Source organism: Agromyces sp. NPDC029043 (assembly GCF_055564615.1).
Map to the genome: position 1 here is coordinate 1 of NZ_JBVHVX010000019.1, position 24732 is coordinate 24732.

The 24732-nt window shown below is 62.9% G+C and carries 24 protein-coding genes; 10 read left to right on the top strand and 14 right to left on the bottom strand.

Annotation, left to right across the window (positions count from 1 at the left end; genetic code table 11):
- From ACZ4TW_RS18935 to ACZ4TW_RS18955, 5 genes are all read left to right on the top strand, one after another.
- Positions 1–501: hypothetical protein (locus ACZ4TW_RS18935; protein WP_465545260.1), on the top strand; the 501-nt coding region annotated here is incomplete at its 5' end.
- Between the two features lie 321 nt (positions 502–822).
- A complete protein-coding gene (locus ACZ4TW_RS18940; RefSeq protein WP_465545261.1) occupies positions 823–1701 on the top strand; it encodes an ABC transporter substrate-binding protein in 879 nt (292 codons plus the stop codon).
- Entirely contained in the window at positions 1698–2570 is an 873-nt protein-coding gene (locus tag ACZ4TW_RS18945; protein WP_465545263.1) for an ABC transporter permease, read from the top strand. Before ACZ4TW_RS18940 ends, ACZ4TW_RS18945 begins: the two co-directional genes overlap by 4 nt.
- The gene (locus ACZ4TW_RS18950; protein ID WP_465545265.1) at positions 2567–3298 is read left to right on the top strand and encodes an ABC transporter ATP-binding protein; all 732 of its coding nucleotides are present in this window, start codon (positions 2567–2569) and stop codon (positions 3296–3298) included. Before ACZ4TW_RS18945 ends, ACZ4TW_RS18950 begins: the two co-directional genes overlap by 4 nt.
- Positions 3295–4410, top strand: a complete 1116-nt coding sequence (locus ACZ4TW_RS18955) for an LLM class flavin-dependent oxidoreductase (protein WP_465545266.1) — start codon at positions 3295–3297, stop codon at positions 4408–4410. The genes ACZ4TW_RS18950 and ACZ4TW_RS18955 overlap by 4 nt, the downstream gene beginning before the upstream one ends.
- Positions 4411–4414: 4 nt before the next feature.
- Here the strand turns inward: ACZ4TW_RS18955 and ACZ4TW_RS18960 are convergent, their stop codons facing one another.
- A complete protein-coding gene (locus ACZ4TW_RS18960) occupies positions 4415–4909 on the bottom strand; it encodes a DUF2752 domain-containing protein (RefSeq protein WP_465545268.1) in 495 nt (164 codons plus the stop codon).
- Positions 4910–5076: 167 nt separating this feature from the next.
- Here ACZ4TW_RS18960 and ACZ4TW_RS18965 point away from each other — a divergent pair, with 167 nt between their 5' ends.
- Together ACZ4TW_RS18965 and ACZ4TW_RS18970 are read left to right on the top strand one after the other, a co-directional pair.
- Complete coding sequence (locus ACZ4TW_RS18965) at positions 5077–6447, top strand: acyl-CoA dehydrogenase family protein (protein ID WP_465545270.1); 1371 nt, start codon at positions 5077–5079, stop codon at positions 6445–6447.
- Positions 6448–6475: 28 nt separating this feature from the next.
- A complete protein-coding gene (locus ACZ4TW_RS18970) occupies positions 6476–7705 on the top strand; it encodes an acyl-CoA dehydrogenase family protein (protein ID WP_465545272.1) in 1230 nt (409 codons plus the stop codon).
- Between the two features lie 83 nt (positions 7706–7788).
- On the opposite strand, the gene crcB is transcribed toward ACZ4TW_RS18970, so the two are convergent.
- From crcB to ACZ4TW_RS18985, 3 genes are read right to left on the bottom strand one after another with little or no spacing between them, the layout of a single operon-like run.
- Positions 7789–8157, bottom strand: a complete 369-nt coding sequence (gene crcB / locus ACZ4TW_RS18975) for a fluoride efflux transporter CrcB (RefSeq protein WP_465545274.1) — start codon at positions 8155–8157, stop codon at positions 7789–7791.
- On the bottom strand, positions 8154–8630 hold the full coding sequence (locus ACZ4TW_RS18980; protein ID WP_465545276.1) for a fluoride efflux transporter FluC: 477 nt from the start codon (positions 8628–8630) through the stop codon (positions 8154–8156). Before ACZ4TW_RS18980 ends, crcB begins: the two co-directional genes overlap by 4 nt.
- Positions 8627–9001 (bottom strand): winged helix-turn-helix transcriptional regulator, encoded by a 375-nt coding sequence (locus tag ACZ4TW_RS18985; RefSeq protein WP_465545278.1) that lies wholly within the window; start codon positions 8999–9001, stop codon positions 8627–8629. The genes ACZ4TW_RS18980 and ACZ4TW_RS18985 overlap by 4 nt, the downstream gene beginning before the upstream one ends.
- Before the next feature lie 202 nt (positions 9002–9203).
- Between ACZ4TW_RS18985 and ACZ4TW_RS18990 the strand changes: the two genes are divergently transcribed.
- Positions 9204–9404: a hypothetical protein gene (locus ACZ4TW_RS18990; RefSeq protein WP_465545279.1), complete on the top strand. Its 201-nt coding sequence runs from the start codon at positions 9204–9206 to the stop codon at positions 9402–9404.
- Positions 9405–9413: 9 nt separating this feature from the next.
- Here ACZ4TW_RS18990 and ACZ4TW_RS18995 read toward each other — a convergent pair whose 3' ends face one another.
- From ACZ4TW_RS18995 to ACZ4TW_RS19005, 3 genes are all read right to left on the bottom strand, one after another.
- Complete coding sequence (locus ACZ4TW_RS18995) at positions 9414–11294, bottom strand: propionyl-CoA synthetase (protein ID WP_465545281.1); 1881 nt, start codon at positions 11292–11294, stop codon at positions 9414–9416.
- 160 nt (positions 11295–11454) lie between these two features.
- Positions 11455–11703 carry a DUF2630 family protein gene (locus tag ACZ4TW_RS19000; protein WP_465545283.1) on the bottom strand — a complete coding sequence of 83 codons (249 nt, stop codon included), beginning with the start codon at positions 11701–11703 and terminating at the stop codon, positions 11455–11457.
- Positions 11704–11740: 37 nt separating this feature from the next.
- On the bottom strand, positions 11741–12358 hold the full coding sequence (locus ACZ4TW_RS19005; RefSeq protein WP_465545285.1) for an MSMEG_1061 family FMN-dependent PPOX-type flavoprotein: 618 nt from the start codon (positions 12356–12358) through the stop codon (positions 11741–11743).
- Positions 12359–12425: 67 nt separating this feature from the next.
- Between ACZ4TW_RS19005 and ACZ4TW_RS19010 the strand changes: the two genes are divergently transcribed.
- Positions 12426–13145: a nucleoside/nucleotide kinase family protein gene (locus ACZ4TW_RS19010; RefSeq protein WP_465545287.1), complete on the top strand. Its 720-nt coding sequence runs from the start codon at positions 12426–12428 to the stop codon at positions 13143–13145.
- Positions 13146–13547: 402 nt separating this feature from the next.
- Positions 13548–13679: a helix-turn-helix domain-containing protein gene (locus ACZ4TW_RS19015; protein WP_465545289.1), complete on the top strand. Its 132-nt coding sequence runs from the start codon at positions 13548–13550 to the stop codon at positions 13677–13679.
- Between the two features lie 25 nt (positions 13680–13704).
- On the opposite strand, the gene ACZ4TW_RS19020 is transcribed toward ACZ4TW_RS19015, so the two are convergent.
- The 7 genes from ACZ4TW_RS19020 to ACZ4TW_RS19050 are packed head-to-tail and all read right to left on the bottom strand — an operon-like array spanning position 13705 to position 24684.
- Positions 13705–15138: an ATP-binding protein gene (locus ACZ4TW_RS19020; protein WP_465545291.1), complete on the bottom strand. Its 1434-nt coding sequence runs from the start codon at positions 15136–15138 to the stop codon at positions 13705–13707.
- Positions 15135–15782: a Cap15 family cyclic dinucleotide receptor domain-containing protein gene (locus ACZ4TW_RS19025; RefSeq protein WP_465545292.1), complete on the bottom strand. Its 648-nt coding sequence runs from the start codon at positions 15780–15782 to the stop codon at positions 15135–15137. Before ACZ4TW_RS19025 ends, ACZ4TW_RS19020 begins: the two co-directional genes overlap by 4 nt.
- Positions 15783–16679 (bottom strand): nucleotidyltransferase-like protein, encoded by an 897-nt coding sequence (locus ACZ4TW_RS19030; RefSeq protein ID WP_465545294.1) that lies wholly within the window; start codon positions 16677–16679, stop codon positions 15783–15785. It abuts the gene before it with no gap.
- Between the two features lie 31 nt (positions 16680–16710).
- The gene (locus tag ACZ4TW_RS19035) at positions 16711–19833 is read right to left on the bottom strand and encodes a type I restriction endonuclease subunit R (protein ID WP_465545296.1); all 3123 of its coding nucleotides are present in this window, start codon (positions 19831–19833) and stop codon (positions 16711–16713) included.
- Positions 19830–21062 (bottom strand): restriction endonuclease subunit S, encoded by a 1233-nt coding sequence (locus ACZ4TW_RS19040; RefSeq protein ID WP_465545298.1) that lies wholly within the window; start codon positions 21060–21062, stop codon positions 19830–19832. The genes ACZ4TW_RS19035 and ACZ4TW_RS19040 overlap by 4 nt, the downstream gene beginning before the upstream one ends.
- A complete protein-coding gene (locus tag ACZ4TW_RS19045) occupies positions 21059–23119 on the bottom strand; it encodes a DUF262 domain-containing protein (protein ID WP_465545300.1) in 2061 nt (686 codons plus the stop codon). The genes ACZ4TW_RS19040 and ACZ4TW_RS19045 overlap by 4 nt, the downstream gene beginning before the upstream one ends.
- Complete coding sequence (locus ACZ4TW_RS19050; protein WP_465545302.1) at positions 23116–24684, bottom strand: type I restriction-modification system subunit M; 1569 nt, start codon at positions 24682–24684, stop codon at positions 23116–23118. Before ACZ4TW_RS19050 ends, ACZ4TW_RS19045 begins: the two co-directional genes overlap by 4 nt.
- Between the last annotated feature and the right edge of the window lie 48 nt (positions 24685–24732).

Sequence of the window (24732 nt, forward strand, 5' to 3'; positions counted from 1 at the left end):
CACCTACGTTCGAGGGTCATCCCCGACGGCCCCGACCAAGGCCGGTGCGGGTGGACGTTGAACAGTAAGCCTGGCGCACCCCCCAACCCCGAACGCGTCAACCGACTCCCCGACATCCCAGGACACCTGCGCTGGCACCTACAACAGGTACGTGCCGAGATCCACGGCCCACCACCAGAAGACGCAGACCAGCCATCGCCGGAGGCTCCAGCATGCCCGGACACCGACGACACCGACGACACCGGCGACAGCAGCGGTGACGGCGATCCATCACACCGCGACACCAGCGACGGACCCTCCACCGGCGGGGCTGACACACGCCCCGACACCGAGCCAGCCGATGTCCCTGACACCGACCCCGCCGATTCCCGCGGTGCGGCCGATGTCCGCGGTGCGGACGTGATCCCCGGCATCACCGAACTCCGCATCAACTACCACGACATCATCAGACCGAACAGCGAACTCGAACGGCGCCTCGCCGCGCTCCTCGCCGCACAGTGAATCCGGCGGGACGCCCGGATTTGCGCCCCCACGCTCAGCGCAACGTGTCGTCGATGGTTTGACCTGCATGTATCCGTCAACGATTCGCGCCGGTCGATGGCGTGAGGTTTGGGTGACCCCGGCCCACCGTCGAAGATTCTCTCAAGTTCTTTTTCGCCCGCATTCCCCGGAAGCCGGAGGGTGCGGGCACACGGAAGGGTTGGGATGTCCTCGAAACTCGTTGGGGCCGTTACGGTCATCATCACGCTCGCCGCTCTCGCGCTGGCCGGCTGCTCGTCGTCGGATGACTCGAGCGAGGCGTCGTCGTCGGGACGTGTCACGTTGACCGTCGGCGATCAGGTCCACCAGACGCAGTCCTTGTTGGAGGCCGCCGGCGAGCTCAAGGATCTGCCCTACGACATCAACTGGGCCGAATTCGAGTCCGGCCCACCGCTGTTGGAGGCCGCCGGGGCGGGTAAGGTCGACATCGGTGGCACCGGTGACGTGCCACCTGTGTTCGCGCAGTCAGGTGGAGCGCCACTGAAGATCGTGGCCGTGCAGGCTCGCACCAAGCCCAACGACTTCCTCGTCGTACCCAAGGATTCGACGGCCACCTCGATCAGCGATCTCAAGGGCAAGAAGATCGGCTTCGCGAAGGGCTCGAGTTCACACGGCCTGACGCTGGCGCTGCTCAAGGAAGCCAACCTCACCCCCGACGACATCCAGGCCACCTACCTCTCGCCGACCGAAGCCCTCTCGGCATTCTCCAACGGGCAGCTCGACGCGTGGGCGGTGTGGAATCCGTACGCCACCGTCACGCAGGAACAGGCCGGCGGCAAGGTCATCGCAGACGGCTCGGATCTCACCACGCAGCAGGCTTACTATCTGGCTTCTGAAGCGGCACTGGGAGATTCGGCCAAGAGCGATGCGATCAAGGATTTCGTCGGCCGTCTGGCGCGCGCCAACCAGTGGGCCGTGACCCACGAGGACGACTGGATTCCGACCTTCAGCAAGCTCACCAAGCTGCCCGAGCCGGTGGCGCGTGCGACATTCGCGACCTCGTCGGGGCAGCTCGTCCCTATTGACGACGCGGTGATCGCCAAGCAGCAGCGTGTCATCGACCTGTTCGCCGGTGCCGGTGAGATCCCGAAGGCGACGGTCGCCAAGGACTACTTCGACGATCGATTCAACAGCGCGGTCACCGCGGGGGCAGACGGATGACGCAGGTCATCGTCGGGCAACCCACGCGCACCACCGCCTCGTCGGCAGCACCGGCGTCGTCGACGCCACGGACACCATCGTCGACGCAGCACTCGCGCGGTAATCGGTTGCGGCGCATCGCGTCGGGGCCGTGGCTGCGGCTGCTGTCGCCGCTCGCGATTCTGGTGCTGTGGCAGGTGCTCTCCTCGGCCGGGGTGATCCCGGAGAGCAAGCTGGCCCCGCCGACGCAGGTGTGGGCGGCGGCGCAGGAACTGTGGTCCGACGGCAGCCTGCAGGATGCGCTGGCGGTGTCACTGCAGCGCGTCGGTCTCGGTCTGATCCTGGGTGTCTCGGCAGCGGTCGTCCTCGGCCTGCTGGTCGGATTCTTCCGCGTCGCCGACATCGCGATCGACCCGCCATTGCAGATGCTGCGCACCGTGCCGTTCCTCGGACTCATCCCGCTGTTCGTGGTGTGGTTCGGCATCGGCGAGGAGCCCAAGGTCTACATGGTGGCGCTCGGCGTCCTGTTCCCGCTGTACCTGAATCTGGTGGCCGGGATCAAGGGCGTCGACCCGAAGCTCATCGAGGCCGGCCGGTCCGTCGGACTGGGCCGAATCGGGCTGGCACGCACGGTGATCCTGCCCGGCTCACTGCCGAGCGCGCTCACCGGTTTTCGCCTCTCACTCGGTGTCGCGTGGCTGTCGTTGATCGTCGCCGAACAGATCAACGCCGACGCCGGTCTCGGCAATCTGGTCATGAACGCCCGCACGTACTTCCGCAACGACATCATCGTGCTCGGCCTGGTCATCTATGCACTGTTGGGCTTGCTCAGCGACTCGATCGTGCGGGGTCTGGAGAGCTACCTGCTGCGCTGGCGGGTGACCCGATGAGCGCGCGCGTGCTGGTCGACGCCCAGGGCCTGTCCCGGTCGTTCGGCGACGTCGATGTCCTGCACGACATCGATCTGACCCTGCGCGAGGGCGAGATCGTCGCGCTCGTGGGCCGCTCCGGATCGGGGAAGTCGACGCTGCTGCGGATCATCGCCGGACTCGACGGCGAGCACGGTGGCAGCCTCGAGGTCAGCGGATCGAAGGCCGTCGCCTTCCAGGAGCCCCGGCTGTTACCGTGGCGGACCGTCGTCGACAACGTGTCCCTGAACCTCAAGCGGCGCACCGCGGAAGCCGACGCCGAGCACGTCCTCGGCGAGGTCGGACTCGCGCATCGGGTGAGCGCATGGCCGTTGACGCTGTCCGGTGGTGAGGCCCAACGCGCCTCTCTCGCACGGGCCTTGGTCCGCAATCCGGAGATCCTGCTGCTCGACGAACCGTTCGGCGCCCTCGACGCACTCACCCGCCTCGAGGCCCATGGGCTCCTCACCCGCCTCTGGGAACATCACGGATTCGCCGCGCTGCTCGTGACGCACGACGTCGAGGAGGCCGTCGTCCTGGCCGATCGCATCCTCGTGCTGGAGGACGGTGGCATCGCGCACGACGTCGCCGTCGACCTCCCGCGTCCACGGGAACGCGATGACCGGGCACTGGTCGCACTGCGCGAACAGGTCCTGGCCTACCTCGGTGTCGGACCGCTGGTCGGCGCCTCGTCAGGGAGCGAATCATGAGCGGACAGGCGCACTTTCACTGGTTCCTGCCGACCTCGGGCGACGGCCGTGAGGTGATCGGCGGACTGCAGTCGGCCGGGGTGATCGGCACGGCGTCGGCGATTCGGCCACCGAGCCTGGACTACCTGGCGCTGGTGGCCAAGACCGCCGAGCACGCCGGTTTCGAATCCGTCCTCACCCCCACCGGCACGTGGTGTCACGACGCCTGGCTCACGACCGCCGCGCTGATCCGGGAGACCACGCGCCTGAAGTTCCTCGTCGCATTCCGCCCCGGGCTGATCACACCGACCCTGGCGGCGCAGCAGGCGGCAACGTTCGCGGCCTTCTCCGACGGCAGGCTCGCACTGAACGTCGTGACCGGCGGCGACGCCGAGGAGCAGCACCGCTTCGGTGATCGGCTCAGCAAGGAGGAGCGCTACGCACGAACCCGCGAGTTCGTGACGATCGTCCGGCAGGCGTGGACGGGTACCCCCTTCGACTTCCGCGGCGAGCACTACGACGTCACCGGTGCGGTCGTCGCCAATCCGCCGTCACCGGTCCCGCCGATCTTCTTCGGCGGCGCCAGCGAGGCAGCCCGTGAGGTTGCCGCGGAAACGGTCGACACCTACCTCACCTGGACCGAGCCACCCGAGCGGGTCGGGGCACTGATCGACGACGTGCGTGCACGCGCGGCACGGCATGGCCGGGAACTCTCGTACGGAATCCGCGCACACGTGATCGCACGCGACACCCGGGAAGAGGCGTGGGCCGAGGCGCGGAAACTGCTGAGCCGCATCGATCCGGCGATCATCCAGCTGGCACGGGATCGGCTGTCACAGTCCGAGTCCGAAGGTCAGCGTCGGCAGCTGGAGCTCAATGCCGACGTCGACAATCTCGAGGTCTACCCCGGCCTGTGGGCCGGATACGGACTCGCACGCCCCGGCGCGGGCACCGCCCTGGTCGGTTCGCACGCGGAGGTGGCCGAGCTGATCGAGCAGTACCGGGCACTCGGAGTCGATCACTTCATCCTGTCCGGGCAACCGCATATCGAAGAGGCACTGTGGTTCTCCGAGGGCGTCGTACCGCTGGTGCGGGCGCGGGAGAATGCGGCGGCCGCGGAGTCGGTCGCCTAGGTCGTCACACGACGCTCGGGAAGATCCCCCACCCCTGCCAGGCGTCGAGCAACCGCGTCGCGCCGTAGGTCAGCCACATCAGGATCAGCACGATCCCGACCGGCCCCGCCAGCACCCGACGCAGCCGTGTGAGCGGCGCGTTCGTGCGCCGGATCCACGCCCACGCACCCACCATGACCGCGACGACGGTCAACACCAACGTGACGGGCCCGAACCAGTTCAGCGCGACCGCGTGCGAGAGGTCGCCGTGGGTCAGCGCCACCCAGCTGCGCGTGAGTCCGCAGCCCGGGCACGGGAGTCCCGTCATCGCCCGGAACGGGCACAGTTCCGGACCGTTGTTGATGGCTGCGGGAGTGAACAGACACGCTGCGGCCAGCGCGGCACCACCCCCGATGACCAGCACCGCAGCCGTACTGCGACTCCCCTGCTCCGACGACGACGACGCGCCGTCGTCTCCGGACGCAACGGGGCCGCGGCCGACCGGGGAATTGATGCTCACCCACACCAGGGTAATGACGAGTCACGCAGCCATGCGTGACAACTTCCTTACCGAGTAGTAAGGTACGTACTTACTACCGAGTAAGATCGTGCCGCAGCGGACCGATCCTCACCCGGTCAGCGCCCTACGAGAATCCCGTCAACCTCCTTGTCGAAAAGCTGGTGAACATGACCACTCACACCGAACCGCGCGACACCTCTGCCGTGGGTAAGAGCAAGCACCCCCGGAACTTCATCGGCACCGCGATGCGCGTGCTGACCACCGTGACCGGATCGGAGTTCGCGGAGAAGTACCAGATCCGCGAGCCCATCAACCGGATCGCCTACCAGGCCACCAAGACCGGCTTCCAGACCCTCGGCGCCGCCAACCGCGCGTTCAAGAAGGTCCAGGGCGGCTCCGGCGACGCCAAGCGCCTGACCACCACGCCCAAGGATTACTTCAACCTCACCCCCGACGACGAGCAGCAGATGATCGCCGAGACGGTGCGGGAATTCGCCGAGGAGATCCTGCGCCCGGCCGCCTACGAGGCCGACGAGAAGGCCACCGCGCCCGAGGAGATCCTCAAGCGGTCCGCCGAACTCGGCATCACCATGATCAACGTCCCCGAGGACTTCGAGGGCGCCGCCTCCGAGCGGGGCGTCGTCACCAACGCACTCGTCGCCGAGGCGATGGCCTACGGCGACATGGGTCTGACCCTCCCGCTGCTCGCGCCGAGCGGTGTGGCCACCACGCTGACCAACTTCGGTTCCGACGAGCAGCAGCGCACCTATCTGCCGGACTTCGCCGGGGAGAACGTGCCGCAGTCGGCCGTCGTCATCGCCGAGCCCAAGCCACTCTTCGATGCATTCAGCCTGTCCACCACGGCAACTCGTGTGCCCAGCGGCTACCGCCTCAACGGCGTCAAGTCATTCGTGCCGGCCGCCGGGTCGTCGGAGATCTTCATCGTCGGCGCACAGCTCGACGGCAAGCCCGCCCTGTTCATCGTCGAGTCGGACACCAAGGGTCTGATCGTCGAGGCCGATCCGGGTATGGGCGTGCGCGCCGCCGGTATGGGACGCCTGCTGTTGCAGGACGTCTCGGTGCCCGAGTCGGCACTGCTCGGCGGCAACGACGGCGAGGACTCGTTCGCGATCTACCGTGACATCGTCCGCCTGTCGCGCCTGGGCTGGTCGGCGCTGGCCGCCGGTACCGCCAAGGCCGTGCTGGATTACGTGATCCCCTACGTCAACGAGCGTGAGGCCTTCGGCGAGCCGATCTCCAACCGTCAGGCGGTGGCCTTCATGGTCGCCACCATCGCCACCGAGGTCGACTCCATCCGCCTGGTCACGCTGCGCGGTGCCGCACGCGCCGAGCAGGGCCTGTCGTTCGCCCGTGAGGCCGCCCTGGCCCGCAAGCTCACCATCGACAAGGGCCTGCAGATCGGCCTCGACGGCATTCAGCTGCTCGGTGGCCACGGCTTCACCAAGGAGCATCCGGTCGAGCGCTGGTACCGCGACCTCCGTGGCGCGGGCATCGGCGAGGGCATCGTCGTCCTGTAGACGCGATCAATCTTCAGGAGCAACTGACATGAGCATCAATCTCGAACTCCCCAAGAAGCTGGGCGTCACGATCGATCAGGCGCACCAGGCGGCGGCGGAGATCTTCCGCCCAATCTCCCGCAAGTACGACCTGCGTGAGCACGATTACCCGATCGAGCTGGACACCCTCGCCAGTCTCTACGACGCACTCTCCGCTACCGGTCAGGCCGGTGCGGGCGCCGACGGCGGCCGCAGCCAGGAGAAGAAGCAGCAGGGCAAGCCCAAGCCCGAGGGTGCCATCGTCAACGGCGGCAACATGCAGTCTGTCGTCAACGTCATGGAGACCTCGTGGGGCGATGTCGGCCTCATGCTGTCGATTCCCTATCAGGGACTGGGCAACTCGGCGATCGCCGCCGTGGCCACCGACGAACAGCTCGACCGGTTCGGCAAGGTGTGGGCCGCCATGGCCATCACCGAACCGAGCTTCGGCTCGGACTCCGCGGCGGTCACCACCACCGCGGTACTCGACGGCGATGAGTACGTCATCAACGGGGAAAAGATCTTCGTGACCGCCGGCTCGCGCGCGACCCACATCGTGGTGTGGGCGACCGTCGACAAGAGCGCCGGCCGCGCCGCGATCAAGAGCTTCGTGGTGCCGCGTGAGCATCCGGGCGTCGAGGTCGCGCGGCTCGAGCACAAGCTCGGCATCCGCGTCTCGGACACCGCGGTGATCCGCTTCGAGAACTGCCGCATCCCCAAGGAGAACCTGCTCGGCAGTCCGGAGGTGGACACCAAGAAGGGCTTCGGCGGTGTCATGCAGACCTTCGACAACACCCGTCCACTCGTGGCCGGGATGGCCGTCGGCGTCGCACGGGCATCGTTGGAAGAACTGCGTCGCATCCTGGAGGAGGAAGGCATCGAGATCGATTACGATCGTCCGGCCGCCGACCAGCATGCCGCTGCCGCGGAATTCCTTCGCCTGGAAGCAGATTGGGAAGCCGCCTACCTACACACGATGCGTGCGTGCTGGATGGCCGACAACAAGCAGCCCAACTCGCTGGAGGCCTCCATGGCCAAGGCGAAGGCCGGCCGCACCGGCACCGACGTCACCAACAAGGTCGTCGAGCTGACCGGCACCCTCGGCTACTCCGAGCGGCTCCTGGTGGAGAAGTGGGCGCGCGACTCGAAGATCCTGGACATCTTCGAGGGCACCCAGCAGATCCAGCAGTTGATCATCGCCCGGCGCGTGCTCGGCAAGAGCAGCGCCGAGCTGAAGTAGGCGTCCTCTCGTAGGGACTCGGATCGCCCTTCCCCTGGGTGTGGGGGAAGGGCGATCTCTTTTGTATCGGAAGGTGTGCGCTCTTACACGGCCCAGGCAATGGCCAGCCCGGCGACACACGCCGCGACGCTGCCGACGAGCGTGGCGGCGGCGTAGGCCAGCGCAAACACCGTTCGACGACCCTGCCCGAGGCGCACCGTCTCAAAGCTCGCGGTGCTGAAAGTGGTGTAGCCGCCGCAGAATCCGGTGCCGATGATCGTCTGGTACTCGACCGGCACGGCGTGGAAGAGCACCGCACCCGCCACCACACCGATCACGAATGATCCCGTCACGTTGATCGCGACCGTGGCCCACGGGACCGTCGTCGACCATCGCTTCTTGACCGCGCCATCGACGACGAAGCGCAGCACCGCACCGAGTGCACCGGCGAGCATCACGGCGATGACCGTCATGCCGCGGTCTCCCGCGCAGCGGGCAGCACGCGGGCTGCGACGACGATCCCGAGCCACGCGCACAGCACACCGACGACGACGCTGGTCACCGCGTACGCGATCCCGATGCCCACTGCCCCATCGCGGCCGAGCAGGGAGATCTCCAACGCGAACGCGCTGTAGGTCGTGTACGCACCGCAGAGCCCCGTGCCGGCGAGAAGCCGAATACGTTGGCGCCAGCCATCATCGGGGCCGAGGCGGGCGAGCGTCTCCAGCAGCAGGCCGAGGATGAACGCGCCGGTCAGGTTGATGCCGAAGGTCGCCCAGGGCCAGGCTCCGCTCGCGGCCGGCCAGGTCTTCTCCAGCCAGTACCGCACGCCGGTGCCGACGACGCCGCCCGCGAAGACGAGGGCCAGCGCGACGGGTTGCCGATGCAGCGGCGGCGAGTCGGGATCGACCCCGAGTTCAGGACGGGAGTCAGGCGTCTCGCTCATGCCCCACCCGACCGAGCGTCGTACTCGGTCCGGGCATCGAGTACCGCCGACATGTGCTCGGTGGACCACTCGGTCAACGCGGCGAGCGGGATCTGCAGCGTGCGTCCGAGCGCGGTGAGTTCGTGCTCGACCCGCGGCGGCACCTCCGGATACACGGTGCGAGTCACCAAACCGTCGGGCTCCATGGACCGCAGCGCTCGGGACAGCATTTTCTGGGATACCCCGTCGACGGTCGTCTGCAACTGCGAGAACCGCTGCGGTCCGACGTCGAGAGCACCGATGACGAGCACCGTCCATCGGTCACCGATGCGGTCCAACAGCCCACGCGACGGACAGTTGCGGCTGAACGGATTCCATAACGTCTCGCTCACACCCACCTCCTGAGGTCGCCAGCATAGACCCACCGTCCGCAGAGCCCCACGACGCTCCGTTGCCCGACAAGGTCTCGCGCGCCGATGCTCAGGCGGCCGGACGCTTCGGCCATTCGAAGCCGACCGTCGACAATTCCATCGTGCTGCTGATCGATCACCAGATCGGGCTGCGCGCCTCCAGGCCGACGCCGCGCTGGCGCGCATGGTGCAGGCCGGGGCGCAGCCGGTGTCGACGTTCGCGCTGGCGTGCGAATTGGTCGAGGACTGGAAGAAGCCGTGGAGCAGCGCGATGCTCGAACCGTTCAATCAGAATCTGTCCGAGTACGGGTACGTGCTGCAGAACTTCTGGAACAACTACGGCGGCGAGAAGGTCGTCGCCGACCCGTTCGCCGAGAAGTCCTGACGGTTCGGCTCACCCGCCGAGCTGCTTGGCCAGATCCTCCAGGACGGCGACGTCCTCGATGGTCGACGGGACGGTGTACTCCTCGTGATCGGCGATCTGGCGCATCGTCTTGCGCAGGATCTTGCCCGAGCGTGTCTTGGGCAGTGCGGGCACCACCGTCACGTCGCGGAAGGTGGCGACGGCACCGATCTCGTTGCGCACCATGGCCACCAGCTCGCTGCGCAGGGTGTCGGGTTCGATGTCGACGCCGGCCTTGAGGACGACGTAGCCGCTGGGGCGCTGGCCCTTGAGATCGTCGTGGATACCGATGACCGCGCACTCGGCGACTGCCGGATGCGACGCCACGACCGCCTCGATCGATCCCGTCGAGAGCCGGTGTCCGGCAACGTTGATCACGTCGTCGGAGCGGCCGAGGACGAAGACGTAGCCGTCGGCGTCGATGAAGCCGGAATCGCCGGTGAGGTAATAGCCGTCGAACGCCGACAGATACGACTTGAGGTAACGGTCGTCGTCGTGCCACAGGCCGGCCAATGTGCCGGGCGGCAGCGGCAGTTTGATGACGATGTTGCCCTCGGTGTCCGCGCCGACCGGCTTGCCCTCTCCGTCGAGGACGCCGACCAGGTAGCCGGGCACCGGCACCGTCGGCGAGCCCGCCTTGAGCGGCATCGGTTCCAGCCCACGTAGATTCGCGGCGATCGCCCAGCCGGTCTCGGTCTGCCACCAATGGTCGACGACAGGTACGCCCAGAACCTCGCTCGCCCACTCGTAGGTGTCCGGATCGAGGCGTTCACCGGCGGCGAAAAGCGTTCGGAGACTGGAGGTGTCGTACTTCGCGAGCTCCGCGGCGTCGGGATCGGCCTTGCGGATGGCGCGTATCGCGGTGGGCGCGGTGAACAGCGCGTTGGCCCGGTGATCGGAGATGACCCGCCAGAACGCACCGGCGTCGGGGGTGCCGACCGGCTTGCCCTCGTACATGATCGACGTCGCACCGACGAGCAGTGGTCCATAGACGATGTAACTGTGGCCGACAACCCATCCGACGTCGGAGGCGGTCCACCAGACGTCGCCCGGTTCGATGCCGTAGATGTTGCTCATCGACCAGGTCAGGGCGACGGCGTGACCGCCGTTGTCGCGGACCACGCCCTTGGGCTTCCCGGTGGTTCCCGAGGTGTAGAGGATGTAGAGCGGATCGGTCGCCGCGACCGGCGTCGGGGCGACCGGTGCGGCGTCGGCGATGGCGGCGTCCCAATCGATCCAGCCGGCATGGTCGGCGGCGGAACCGGCGATCTGACCGCGGTCCTTGACGATGACCGTCGTCGGCTTGGACTGCGCCAATTCAATCGCCTTGGCGACCATCGGCAGGTATTCGACGGCGCGTCCCGGCTCGAGGCCGCCGGAGGCGGTGATGACGGCGACCGGCTCGGCGTCGTCGATGCGGGTGGCGAGTTCAGGTGCGGCGAACCCGCCGAACACCACCGAGTGGACGGCACCGATGCGCGCGCAGGCGAGCATCGCGATGGCAGCCTCGGGGATCATCGGCATGTAGACGACGACCCGATCCCCGGCGGAAACACCCTGTGCGGCAAGAACTCCGGCAAACCGGGACACCTCGTCGAGCAGTTCGGCGTAGGTGTAGCGGCGCACCGTGCCGACCATCGCCGAATCCCAGATGAGCGCGGTGCGCTCACCGTTGCCTGCGGCGACGTGCCGGTCGAGGGCGTTGAAGCTGGTGTTCAGTTCGGCGTCGGGAAACCAGCGGTAGAAGGGTGGGTTCGAGTCGTCGAGGGCCTTGGTCGGCGGGGTACTCCAGTCGACGGCCTGTGCCGCGGTGAGCCAGAAGGCCTCGCGGTCGTCTGCTGCCTGCGCGAATGCGTCGCTGTAACGCCCCATCGTCGTGCCTCTTTCGCCGATCGCCGATCCCGGTGGTACCGGTGTAATCCACCGCGCTCACAGGGTAGCGATGTGAGCATCGCCACGGCGACGGTTCGACGACGCTGCGCCCACCGGTCGATTCGCCGCGCCGAACGGCGCCCGGAACCTGCCCGTTCTGTCAGTCCAGATACTTTTCGACCACGTCGGCGGGGCGCGTCTGGGCGTCGTCGGGGTTGAAGCCGGCCTCGCGGCGCGCCTTGCGCTGACGCAGCAGATCCCACGACTGATCGAGCGACACCTCGATCTGCTTGAGCCGCTTGTTCTCCTCTTCCGGGGAGATCTCGCCGCGGCCGAGCTTCTCACGCAACTCGTGCTCCTCGGCGATGAGGTCGGTGATCCGGTCGTGAATGCTGGCATCTGAGGTCATGAATCCACCGTAGCCCTCGCGGCAACCCGAGCCCGTCTCAGTAGAGGATCTTGCGCCAGTTCTCCTCGGCCATCTGCTCTTCCAGATCCTCGTCGGAGATCTCCAGATGCGGCCACAGCGTCTTGACGATCTGCGCGGGACTGGAGATCTCGTCGGGGTGCCAGGTCTCCGGCTTCCACAGATCGGATCGGAAGAACGCCTTGGAGCAGTGGAAGAAGACCTCCTCGACGGTGATCTCCACGGCGAGGATGGGGCGCTTCTTCTTCACCATCAACGCGTCGAAGTAATCGGCCTCTCCGACGATCCGCGCGGAACCGTTGACCCGCAAGGTGTCGGCACGACCGGGGATCACCGCAATGGTGCCGGCATGCCCGTTCTGTAAAACGTTGAGGTAACCATCGACCCGCTTGTTGCCGGGACGCTCGGGGATCGCGATGGTGCGCTCGTCGATGACATGGACGACCTTGCCCGGCGGATCACCCTTGGGCGACACGTCGAGGCGGCCGTCGGCGTCCGCTGTCGCGAGGAAGATCATCGGGGTGGCGGCGAGCCATTCGAGATGTACCTGCTCGAGCGCCGGTTTGACCTTGTTCACCACCGATTCGTGCGGGTGCCCGACGATCTCCCTCAACTGCTCCTCGGTGGTGATCTCCATGACGCCATGGTGCCAGCCGAATCGGACACACCCAAGTGACGGTGATCGCAGCGTGCACAATGACCGGGTGGCCAACCCGCGACCGACGACCGATGACGCCGTGCTGGCGCAGGTCGTCGACGCTGTGGGGTCCGACGGCGCTGTTGCCGGCGGCGCTGTGGGGTCCGACGGCGCTGTGGGGTCCGACGGCGCTGTTGGCGGTGGGGTAAGCCGCTTCGTGCTCGGAATCGTCGGGCCGCCCGGCGTCGGGAAGAGTTATGCCGCCGAGTCCGCCCGCGCGGCATTGGTCACGCGCGGCGTCGCGGCCGAGATCCTGCCGATGGACGGGTATCACCTGTCGAATGCCCAGCTGTCCGAGCTGGGGCTGCGTGATCGGAAAGGCGCGCCGGAGACCTTCGACGCGCACGGCCTGCTCGCGCTCCTCGGCCGACTGCGTACCGACACGTCCTGCCCCATCTTCATCCCCGGCTTCACGCGCGAGCTCGACGAGGCGGTCGCCGCGGCCGGGCGCATCGACCCGAGCACCCGCGTCGTCATCGTGGAGGGCAATTACCTTCTGCTCGACCGGGATCCGTGGGATCGGGTGCGTTCGGCGTTGGACCTCAGCTGGTACCTCGACTCCGACGATGATCAACGGGAGCAGCGACTGGCGGCGCGGCACATGCAGTTCGGGCGCAGCGAGGATCAGGCGTGGGCGTGGATCGAATCCGTCGACCGCCCCAACGCCGAGCTGATCGCGGCGACTCGCGCGCGTGCCGACGTCGTCACCACCGTGCACCTCCGGTAGGTGGTCGAGTAGCCCGCTACCCATCAGGTGGTCGAGTAGCCGTCGCGCGAGCGAAGCGAGCCCGCCGGCGTATCGAGACCCCGCCCCCACACCAGCTTCCCGCGCACCTATTCGACTGCCGCTTATCGGTTTTCGGTGTAAATCAATCAGCGGGAGTGAAGAACCCGCGCGGGAAGGCTCGTCCGGGCTCCAGATCCGGGGTGTCCGGAGCAAGACCCTACCCAGCCGCCGGATGGACAGGAAAAAACTCAGGCCCCGACCGAATTGGTCAGGGCCTGAGTCGTGGTAGTCCTCGCAGGCGCCAAGGCCAACACCCCAAGGTCCGCCGACCGACGGCCTGACCAGGCACAATCGGCACACAGACGTCTCCGATCGCGGATCACCGCACAGCTACGAAGCGACGTGCTAGGGCTCTATCAGAGCGGTATGAGCAGTCGAGCAGTCGCCGAGCAGGTCGGAATCGGACGGACCACGGTGCTGAACATCCTCAAACGCGAAGGTGCAGAAGTACGACCACACGGAGCGCACGACTAACCCTCGCTCGCGACGCCTGGCCACATTAACCTTCTTCGCCGCCTTCGTCGGTTCGGTCGCTCGGGTCGAGCCCAAGAAGTATCCGCATAGCGTTCGTGAGGTCCACTGGATCGGCGACTTCGACCACGATCGTTCCTGTGTAGATCTCGTTGTGTCCGCGAGCTGTAATTTCCCATGTACCGCGGACCGTCTCCGTATCAGCTTCCGCGGGGACGACGAGAATGAGCTCCTCATGATCAAACACGTACTCCTCACGCGGCCGGAGATCACCTACGTCGAGGCACAGATCGACTGACCCAGAGTTGCGCCACTCAAGGGACGATCGATAGGCCGATGGAACAGCAACGCTTGGCAAGTAAGGGGCTCCTTGCAAGTGAGCGAAGGTCGACCGCTGCGTGGGGCCCCATGTGCGAGGAGCCTCGGGAAGGCCAATGTCAGCAGAATCGAAATCGTCGTCGGCTGTCCACTCAACTCCCTGGACTGCTCCCTGGAGGTGGATCTTCACCTCCACATCATGGAGAAAGGTCTTCGCTTCATTCTTCACTCGAATAGAGATAGATCCGAGCAACTGACCCGCCAGTCGGTCAACCGCACCCGGCCAGCACTGACGGAAGTTGTTCTCCCACTCCGTGATTGACGCCTCATATTCGGCTTCGGTCCGCTCTTCAGGCTCAGTGGGAAACATTGATGCTTGCATTCGTGCGACCGCGTTGATCTGCGGCATCAGAGACTTGGCTAGCGAGGGCGGTATCTCAGCTATACCAGCCGCCGGTGCAGGTTCGGGTTGTGGAAGTGCGTCAGCTAACCGCCGAGTCGTCTGACCAACATAGTCATCCAGCGTTCGGTTGACATCTACCGCGACAGGGTGCGCGACGCCGTCGATAGTCACTTCAAAAGCGACTTCGGGCACCTCCTGGATAGCACCTCGCTTAAGCAGTCCATCGAACTCATCGCCTTTCGCTTCACGGGTTTCGCCGTCCGCTCGGATGTAGATGCGCCCATCAATCAGACCATCGCCGTCCTTCCGGCACGGAAATGGCTGCTGGCCGTCCTTTGGTGGGTCAACAACGATCACCAGCACTTCTTTGTCGGAGTCCGGAACTGGAACTCGAACAAGATCCCACCGAGGACCAGCCGCCCCAAGATATCGACTCACGATCTTGTCAATCTCGAGAACTTCGATCGGCGGTACGCCGCGTGCCTCACCGGGCGCAACACCGATCACCATGACGCCGTACCCCTCAAACGCAGTCGCCGCCACATCAGGCAAGCGGTTGGCAGACCCGAGGATGTACTTGGCGATCTTCGCTACATCCGTCTTCTTTGTCAGATCGAGATCGCTTTTGACCTCCAAGAAATGGCGCTCGACTCGGTCGTCACTCGCCGCGACAGCCGAAACGAGTCGCGCAGCAGCGATTTGCCCGAGAGGGGCACGCGAAACATCTAGGTCAACTGTCATCGCTGCGACTCCTTTTCCTCCACGTACTTCGCCGCCGCCGAAAACGATGAGTATCCGCTTGTCCGATCCACGAGAGACAACACCATGTCACCCTTCGTGAAGCGATCGGTGAAGTAACTTCCTTCGATTTCCCGCGGCTTAAGCGTTGTTGGCAACAGGTTGCACGCACCTGTGCTGCGCATGCTCCGATGAGACTCGGAGACCTTAGGTCTGTTGTCATAGGTGAAAGTTAGGCTGTCGACAGAATTTTCGTAGGTCGGAAGCCAGGTTGTCGCAGTACTCTTGCTCGAACTTTGATCTGAATACAGACGTAAGTAAATCGTCCAGAATGATTGCTTGATCTCAATAAATGCTGATATAGGACCGCGATTTCCGCCATCAGGAATCGCCGAATCCGGGTGCGGGGTCAATGTAGCGCACCATAGCCCGCGGAGATCGGGCCGACGGACGAAGCGCTGTACGCCAGGCAGCCGCCACAGCCAAAGATCCCAAGCAACAACGCCAAGCACCACAACCGTGGGCAGAAAAGAGACTACAAATCGCCACCAGCTGGGGAGCTCAAAGCCAAGACTGAACAGAACAATCGAGTATATCCCCGAGATTACGAGGGCAATCGTGCGCGCGAGTACCGTCGGCCGACCCATCTATGCATCTCCCAGGCCGAGGTAGTTCCAGCCCGCGTACGCGAAGTCTCGCGCATCCTGTCGCGTCCACTTCTGAGCTCCGCTAAACAGAAATTTCGCTTCGTTGACCTCGACCCAACGATCATCTTGCGCGCTTGGTTCGAGTCCTTCCAACGAAGTATAAATATGCGCGAGTGCCGCCTTCACGACCGTAGTCCAGGGCGAACGACTGAAGATCTCATCCGGACAGTTATATACAAGACACTCAACAAAGAATGAGGGTACCTCCCGGTGATAGTCCGCCTCGGCCATCGCATTCTCTAACCGCTTAAGTATTCGGACTGTTTTCTTGAACGCTTGGCTCGTCCGCGTGTTCTTCGCGCGGCCATTGGCTAGTTGCAGTGCGGAGTAGTTGACCACAGAAGTGCCGTCAGTCTTGAAGACTTTCGCTCCCTCTCGAAAGCTCGTTGGCGAGAAATAGTACCGATAGTTGAAGCACGGCACCACATCCGCCTCGACGCGGGCTGACGTCGAGTGAATCTGGATCGCCGTAGATCCACTCGTGTCGACGGCACCATCGAACTTGGCCTTGAGAGCAACTACCAATTCAGACCGCAGTTTCGTTGGCGTCCATTCACCGGTGTAAGGTGATCCTCCTGACGGGTGGACACCTGGTGTATGTTCATCCCAATAGACCACTTCCTCGCATTCCACAGCGATGTCGACATCGCTGTCAGAGCGCACATTCGTGTTGTTCGCATAAGAGCCCTTCGCATAAACCGCGCGCGACATGCCGCGAAACGGTTCATGTGCATTAATGGCCTCGCGGATCATCCGTTCTGTCCGATCCTGCTTATCCTGCTCGGTTACGCTCGATGGTCCGGTCCAGCTTGCGAGCTTGTCATCCAAGGCTGTCATGCCCTCGTACCTTCAGTAGTCACTGTTGACGTCATTTATCCGCTCCCGAGGCGAGCCCGAAGAACCGCTCGAAGAACGCTTCCAGCTTCTGGATCACACGCTGCTTCTTCTCGCCATGCCCACCGCCGCTTGCGAATCGGGAGGCAGGAGGCAGTACCTTGCTGATCGCCGTTCCGGTAGTGCGCAGCGCGCCGTCACGGAACGCTGTATCGACGAAGGCGCGGGCATTATCGGCACGGAGGTTCTCGTCCTCAATGATCTTGGCCAGCTCAGCGTCGCGCTTAGCTGCAACGAACGCCTGCCACTCTTCGTCGATCGCACCGTCAACCGATACAGAGTCGACGAAGTCCTCGATGAGATCCTTCTTGTTACGCAACGTCGGGCTGGCATCGACCGCGCGGGAGATTTCGGCGCGAATCTCTTTGTCTTCGCCATTGCCGCCGTGCTCCTCGCGATACTTGGCGACGAGCATCAGGATGTAGTCGACGTTGATCTCGACCTGCTTGATCAGCTCGACCTCGAAGACCACGTCGTCGTTGATCAGCTCTTTGTCGGCATCAGTTCCCTTGCGGAACTCGGCGTACAGATCGAGGTAGACACTGCGGTAGTCCTGACCTTGGCGTTCGGTCAGGATCTCGTTGCCGGCGAAGTCATCAAACGAGGTGAGGATGTTCTCCAGCCGCAGGATCTGCCCGAACAGCGCGATGAACTCCTTCTGCGCGGCCTCGCCGACGATCGGCTGTCCGAGTGGGAACGCCGACAGCATCTCGTTCACCTTCTCGGAGTACTCGCTGTAGTACTCCCCGTAGGGCTTGAGGATCACCACACCGCGCGCGTCCTTGTTGCCAAACAGCTCCAGCGCCTTGTTGGTGGCGTCCTCGAGGTCGCGGAAGGCCACGATGTTGCCATAGGTCTTTACTGAGTTCAGGATGCGGTTGGTGCGGGAGTACGCCTGGATCAGGCCATGCGCGCGCAGGTTCTTGTCCACGAACAGGGTGTTCAGCGTGGTTGCATCGAACCCGGTGAGGAACATATTGACCACGATCACCAGGTCGAGTTCGCGGTTCTTCAACCGCTGCGACAGATCCTTGTAGTAGTTCTGGAACTTGTCGGCACTGGTGTCGTAGCTGGTGCCGAACATCTCGTTGTAGTCGATGATCGCGTCTTCGAGGGCCGAGCGTGCGTCGGTCGGGAGATCGTCGGTCTCGAATCCCTCGTCATCGATGATGCCGTCGTCGACGGCTTCGTTGGCGCCGTAGGAGTAGATGAGCCCGATCTTGAGGCGCTTATCGGCGGGCAGCTTCTCCTGCTCCCACTTCAGCATGTTGTAGTAGATACGTGCCGCCTGGATCGAGGCAGTAGCGAAAATGGCGTTGAAGCCGCGCACCCGTTTGCGTTCTCGCAGTGCTTCGGCTTGGCGGCGTGTACGTGTCGCTTGCGGCACGTTGGTCACCACCGAGTGCTCGTAGCTCGACGACCGCTTCGTCTTCTGATCGAAATGCTCCAGGGTGTATTTGACGATCTCACCGATGCGGCGCTCATCCAGCAGCGCCTTCTCCCGGTCGATCGCCGAGACCTGCTTGTCATCGGGATTGCCGACCTTGATCGTGTTGATGTAGTCGATCCGGAACGGCAGCACGTTCTTGTCGGTGATCGCGTCGACGATCGTATAGGTGTGCAGCTTCTCGCCGAAAGCCTGCTCGGTGGTCTTGAACTGTGGATTGCCTCCGCTGCCACTGTTTTCGGCGAAGATCGGAGTGCCGGTGAAGCCAAACAGGTTGTAGCGCTTGAACGCCTTGGTGATGTCGGTGTGCATATCCCCGAACTGCGAACGATGACACTCGTCGAAAATGATCACGACATGTTCGCCTGTGATCGCGTGATTCTTGTTGACCTTGATGAAGGTCGAGAGCTTCTGGATCGTCGTAATGATGATCCGCGCGGTCGGATCCTCGAGCTGCTTCTTCAGTACGGCCGTCGAGGTATTCGAGTTCGCCGCACCTTTCTGGAAGCGGTCGTACTCGCGCATCGTCTGATAGTCGAGGTCCTTGCGATCCACGACAAACAGCACCTTCTCCACGCTCGGTAGTTTCGAGGCAAGCTGCGCCGTCTTGAACGACGTCAACGTCTTGCCCGAGCCCGTGGTGTGCCACACGTAACCGCCGGCCGCGACAGAGCCGAGCTGCTTGTAGTTCGTGGCGATGTCGATGCGCTGCAAGATTCGCTCGGTCGCGACAATCTGGTACGGACGCATCACCAGCAATAGCCGGTCAGCGGTCAGCACGCAGTAGCGGGTCAGGATGTTGAGGAGCGTGTGCTTGGCAAAGAAGGTCTTCGCAAACGACGTCAGGTCTTGGATCGGCTTGTTCTGTGCATCCGCCCACCAGGATGTGAACTCGAACGAGTTCGAGGTCTTGCGACCCTTGCCTGGCTTCTGCCCCTCCCTGAGGTGCTGGCTGCGCGTGGTGTTCGAGTAGTACTTCGTCAGCGAGCCGTTACTAATGACGAACAACTGCACGTACTCGAACAGCCCAGAACCCGCCCAGAAGCTATCGCGCTGATAGCGATTGATCTGGTTGAACGCCTCGCGGATATCGACACCACGCCGCTTGAGCTCGATGTGCACCATCGGCAGGCCGTTCACCAGAACCGTCACGTCGTAGCGGTTGGCGTAGCGCCCTCCCGCACTTTCCTCGTCGGCAGCGTCCGCGCGGTCGACCTCGTACTGGTTGATGACTTGCAGCCGGTTGTTGTGGATGTTCTGCTTGTCCAGCAGGGTGATGTTCTTTGTCGAACCATCGTCACGCTTGAGGATCTGCACGTGATCCTCCTGGATACGCACGGTCTTCTCAGCGATGCCGTCGTTCTTTCCGGCGATCTTGTTCTCGAAGAAGTCAGTCCACTCCGCATCCGAAAATGTGATGTGGTTCAACGCCTCTAGCTGCACGCGGAGGTTCGCCACCATCTGCGCCTCAGAAGTGATGGCGAGGTACTCGTACGCTTGCGATTCCAATAGTTTGACCAGTTCGCGCTCCAGCGCTGCCTCGGACTGGTAGGCAGCCTCCGCCGTTGCATCCGGCACATACTCGGCGACGACCGTACTCTCTGCGGAGACGGCGATCGGATCGTACTTGCGTGGTTTCGCCTCACTCATGCTGTGGCCTCCTCAAAGGTCAGCAGCTTGTCGCGGTAGTACTCGTACTGCTTGCGGCGCGCCGCAAGCTCGGCAGGTAGACCGACGCTCAGGTCGTTCACAAGAGCATTAAACCTGTCAAGGATGGTGACGATTCGTTCCTGCTCTTCAAGACTGGGGACAGGGATCGCAATCTTCGCCAGTCCAGATGCCGACAGCCGCTTGACTTTGCCTCGGGCGACGTGATTCGCCTTCTGCGCGTGGAAGTCATCTGTCTGAACTGCATACGCCACATATTTCGGGCTAAGCGTCGACGTGAAAGAGAAAGTGTCATCGTGTACTGCGACGGGACCCTCCCCAAGCCACGCAACAGCTTTTCCGACGTCCTCGACAGTCTCGCCAACTCCTGCGAAGACCACGTCGCGAGGCTGAGCGAATCGCAGTTGAGTACCCAGTTCAGGTCGAACCTCGCGCACTGCGACCGACGCTGACACGCCGTAGTCGGTGTATATCTCGCCGTAATGGATGCTGGGTATTCCGGACTCGACAACATCATTCTTCGTGAATCGACGTCCACGGACGAACGTTCCAAGTTCACCCATTGGAACCTTCGGCCCGTCCGCAGCCGATACGAGTGAGTCCCGGTAGAAGTCATACTGACGGCGGCGGGCTTCCAGCTCTGCTTCCAGCTCTGCTTCCAGCTCTGCTTCCAGCTGAGAGAACTGATCCAATATCCGCACAATTTCGCGTTGGACTTCGAGAGGCGGCACGGGGATTCTGATAGTTTCGAGCTTCTTAGCAGAAACATCAATTACCTTGGTCCCGGTAGCGAGTACGCGTTTCTGGTCAAAGAAGGCTGGAGACTGTAACCAGTAAGACAAGTACTTCGACTCCATCGAGTGCTTAATTATGGTTGCATGGCCGCCTGTCACAATTTGACCATCTCCCAGCCAGGCAACAGCTTTACCGACATCATCGAGGTTTTCACTCGTATTCGTGATGATAATGTCGCCAGGATCGGCCTTTGCGAGCTTTTCGGAGGTTTCAGGGGAAACAAAAGACAGTGTTTGGTCTGTCCACGCACCATACTTAGTATAGATTTGCCCGTAATGAATCGCGCCGACACCAGAATCGGTAAGCACACTCTTTGGCATGCCGTTCCCACGAACCAGCTGAGCAATATCTCCAAGGGCCTTTAACTCAACTCCGTTCGGAGAGAGCTCTGCGATCAAGTCATCGATACGGCTCACAGTTCGTCCTCCCCGACCAGCGCGAGAAGGTCTTCAACCGCGAGCTGCTGCTCGGGGTCTGCGTGGCCATCGGTAATCCTGATACCGTCCGAGCGCAGGACATCAATCGGATCGCGATGATCCTCGGGGTCATGCCAGCGAAACTCGTCGGCGACCCGCCCGTCCCACCTCAGAACACGGTAGGCGTTGTCGCAATCTGCGCTGCGGCTGAGGTGGCCGGCCATCGCGACGGGCCCGGTTCCCACAGCCTCGGCGAGGTTGTTGTAGCTCGTCCATCGCCCAGTGGGCAGAGCGTCCAGGATGGCGTGCGCCTGCGACCAGTCGAATCGCTTCTGATCGCTGAAACTCTCTTTGTATCCTGCAAGGAGAGCATCGTCATACTTGGGTCGACCCCAGATCGCAACTGCTTGTGCTGCAAGAGTATTGGCGCGCTTGCCGATCTCGACTGCGTTCCAGGAGTCAAGCTGCGCAAGTCCTTGGTTGAGACGGAGCGGACTGTGCTTGAATCCGCCTTCCATGTCTCTCTTGTCGTCGAACGGGCGGTCGGAGTACTCCGGGTTGTAGCCGGTCAAGGTGAGGTTGCCGAGGGTATGGAGGTAGCGGTCGTGATCGGCCTCCCAATTGGCCCCGAGCGCTTGCTGCCACGCGGGATTGGCGTTCTGCGGCATGATGTGTTCGATCGTGTATTCGGCGATCGACACCTCTTCCTTGCGGCCGTGATTCTCCATCTTTCGGAAGAAGTAGCTGCGACGCTTCACGTTGTACATGTCGGTGGTCTTGAGGGCCTCCTCGAACTCTTCGTCGGTCGGGAATCGCCGATAGTTCGGCAGTGTCAGGAGGCGTGCGCAGACGCTTACGACATAGTTGTCCTCGTTGATCGCGGCAGACAGGTTCGCGAAGGTCTTGTTGAGGCTGTTGGTAGGAATGCGGCATACCACCCGGCGGAACAGGTACGAGATCACCGCGTCGAGGATTGCGGCGAAGTCATCACCGCTGAGGACACCGGCTGCGTAGTCCGCGTAGAGGCGCAGTTGGAACGGGTACGTGACGGTGGCAAGCTGGTCGACTTCGGCGAATCTGCGCGCCAGGTTCGTATCGGGTTCCTTCCCAAGTGCCATGTTGGCGAACCATGTCGCGTGGCGGCTGAGGTCGATGACCAGGTCATCTCTGCTGGTACCTGCGGCTTCCTGCTCAAAGGCGTATGCCTTGAAAGCCTCGTAGATCTCGATGAGGCGCGGGATGGAGTTGGTCTTGACGGTTAGATAGTGACGGACGAACTCGTCAAACCGCTTCTCGTCGTCACCCTGGAACAGGCGCTCCATCGGGAACCAGTAGTCCTCGTAGAGCTGCTCCTGTTGCGCTGGCGGTAGGTCCATCAGCACGAAGTTGCGGATGAGGTCAGCTTGGGAGAGCTTCTTGCCGGTGGCGTTCATCGACTCGAACACCAGCTGCGGGTCGTCCATACCGCGGGTGAGCTTCACATCGACCACTACGAGTTTGTCGAGCCCCTTACAGACGTGGGTCAGGTCGATCTCGGGATCATCGAGTCGGGCGACAAAGTATGCGTAATTGTCCGCTACCCGTGAGGTCGTATCAGGCATCGGAGCACTTCGGACAACTGCCTTCAAGGCGTCTCTGTCGCGTTGAGACAGTGTCAGCTTGAAGTAGTCATCGCCGGATTCATACTCATTCCGTAAGTACAGCCCCCGAATCTTCTGTGGGGCGAAGCCCGGCTCGGGTTCCTTTTCATCTACCGGCAGGGTTTCCAACTTGGCGGCGAGCGCGGCCAGAACAAGTGTCACTGTGGTGACGCGTTGTTGTCCGTCGATTATCAGGTCGGGCTCGCGCGAAGTGTTGGAGCCTTGGTCTCGCTCGATGTAGACGATCGAGCCGGTAAAATGGCTGTTCAGCTTCTCACGTGCACCAGCGCGGATGATGTCTTGCCACAGCTGCTCGCACTCCGCCTCACCCCACGAGTAGACCCGCTGATAGATCGGCACGACGAACCGATCACTCTGCTTCAGCAGCTTCAGCAAGTTTGTGTCGACTGCCTTCACTTGGCGACCCCTTCGAGGTCGGCCACGATCTCATCGATAGACCTGCGGAGTTGCTGCTGCCGGACGACGATCCGCGCGATCTCGGCGTTCAGTTCCGCGATGTCGACGATCTCACGGAGGTCTTCTTGCTCGACATAGCTGGACACCGCGATGTTGTAGTCGTTGGCTGCGATGCCTTCGTTTGCCACAAGCTTCGCGACGTGATCGGCGTCTTCGCGAGCCGCGAGGGTGCCGAGGATGTGATCCTGGTTCTCCGGAAGCAGTTTGTTCTTGTTGCCGAGGCGCTTGAACTCCGCTGAAGCATCGACAAACAGCACACTGTTGTCCTTCTTGGACTTCTTGAGCACGATGATGCAGGTCGCAATCGTGGTGCCGAAGAACAGATCTGGCGGTAGCTGTATCACCGCGTCGACGTAGTTGTTGTCGATCAGGTACTTGCGGATCTTCGCCTCCGCACCACCGCGATAGAGCACGCCCGGGAACTCGACGATCGCCGCCGTGCCGTTGACTGCTAGCCAGGAGAGGATGTGCATCGTAAACGCCAAGTCGGCCTTGGACTTCGGCGCAAGCACGCCCGCAGGGGCGAAGCGTTCGTCGTTGATCAACAGTGGGTTGGCGTCACCCTCCCACTTGATTGAGTAGGGCGGATTGGAGACGATCGCCTCGAACGGCTCGTCGTCCCAGTGCTGCGGATCAGTGAGCGTGTCACCGTGGGCGATGTCGAACTTCTCGTAGTTCACGTCGTGTAGGAACATGTTGATGCGCGCGAGGTTGTAGGTGGTCAGGTTGATCTCCTGGCCGTAGAAGCCGCCCACGTTCTCCTTGCCGAGCACCTTGGCGAACTTGAGCAGCAGCGATCCCGACCCAGCGGCCGGGTCATAGACCCGATTCACCCGCTTCTTGCCCGCGACGGTGATTTTTGCGAGCACTTCGGAGACCTCCTGCGGCGTGTAGTACTCGCCACCCGACTTGCCGGCCTGAGAGGCGTACATCTGCATGAGGTACTCGTAGGCATCGCCGAACAGGTCTATCGAGTTGTCCTCGAAGTTGCCGAGCGGAAGATCGCCGATCGCATCGAGCAGCTTGACTAGCTTCTCGTTGCGCTTGGCGACGGTGTTGCCTAGCTTGGAGCTGTTGACGTCGAGGTCGTCAAACAGGCCCTTGAGGTCATCCTCGCTTTCAGTGCCGACGGCCGACCCTTCGATGTTCTTGAAGACCCGCTCAAGGGTCTCGTTCAGGTTCACATCTCGAGGTGCACGCTCGCGGACGTTCTGAAAGAGCTCAGACGGCAGGATATAGAAGCCCTTTTCGTCGACAGTATCTTTACGACCAAACTCAGCGTTCTTGTCGTCGAGCTTTGCGTAATCGAAGCCCGCGTCTCCGGCTTCGTGTTCGAGCTTATTTAAGTATGCGGTGAGATTTTCGGAGATAAATCGATAGAACAGCATGCCGAGTACATAACTTTTGAAATCCCAGCCATCCACACTTCCACGAAGATCATTGGCGATTCGCCAAATTGTCTTGTGCAGCTCGGCCCGCTGCCCTTCTTTTGTCGTCGGTGACATATCCATCTCTCCCGGGCATCGCGATAGACTGCCCCATTTAATGATGTT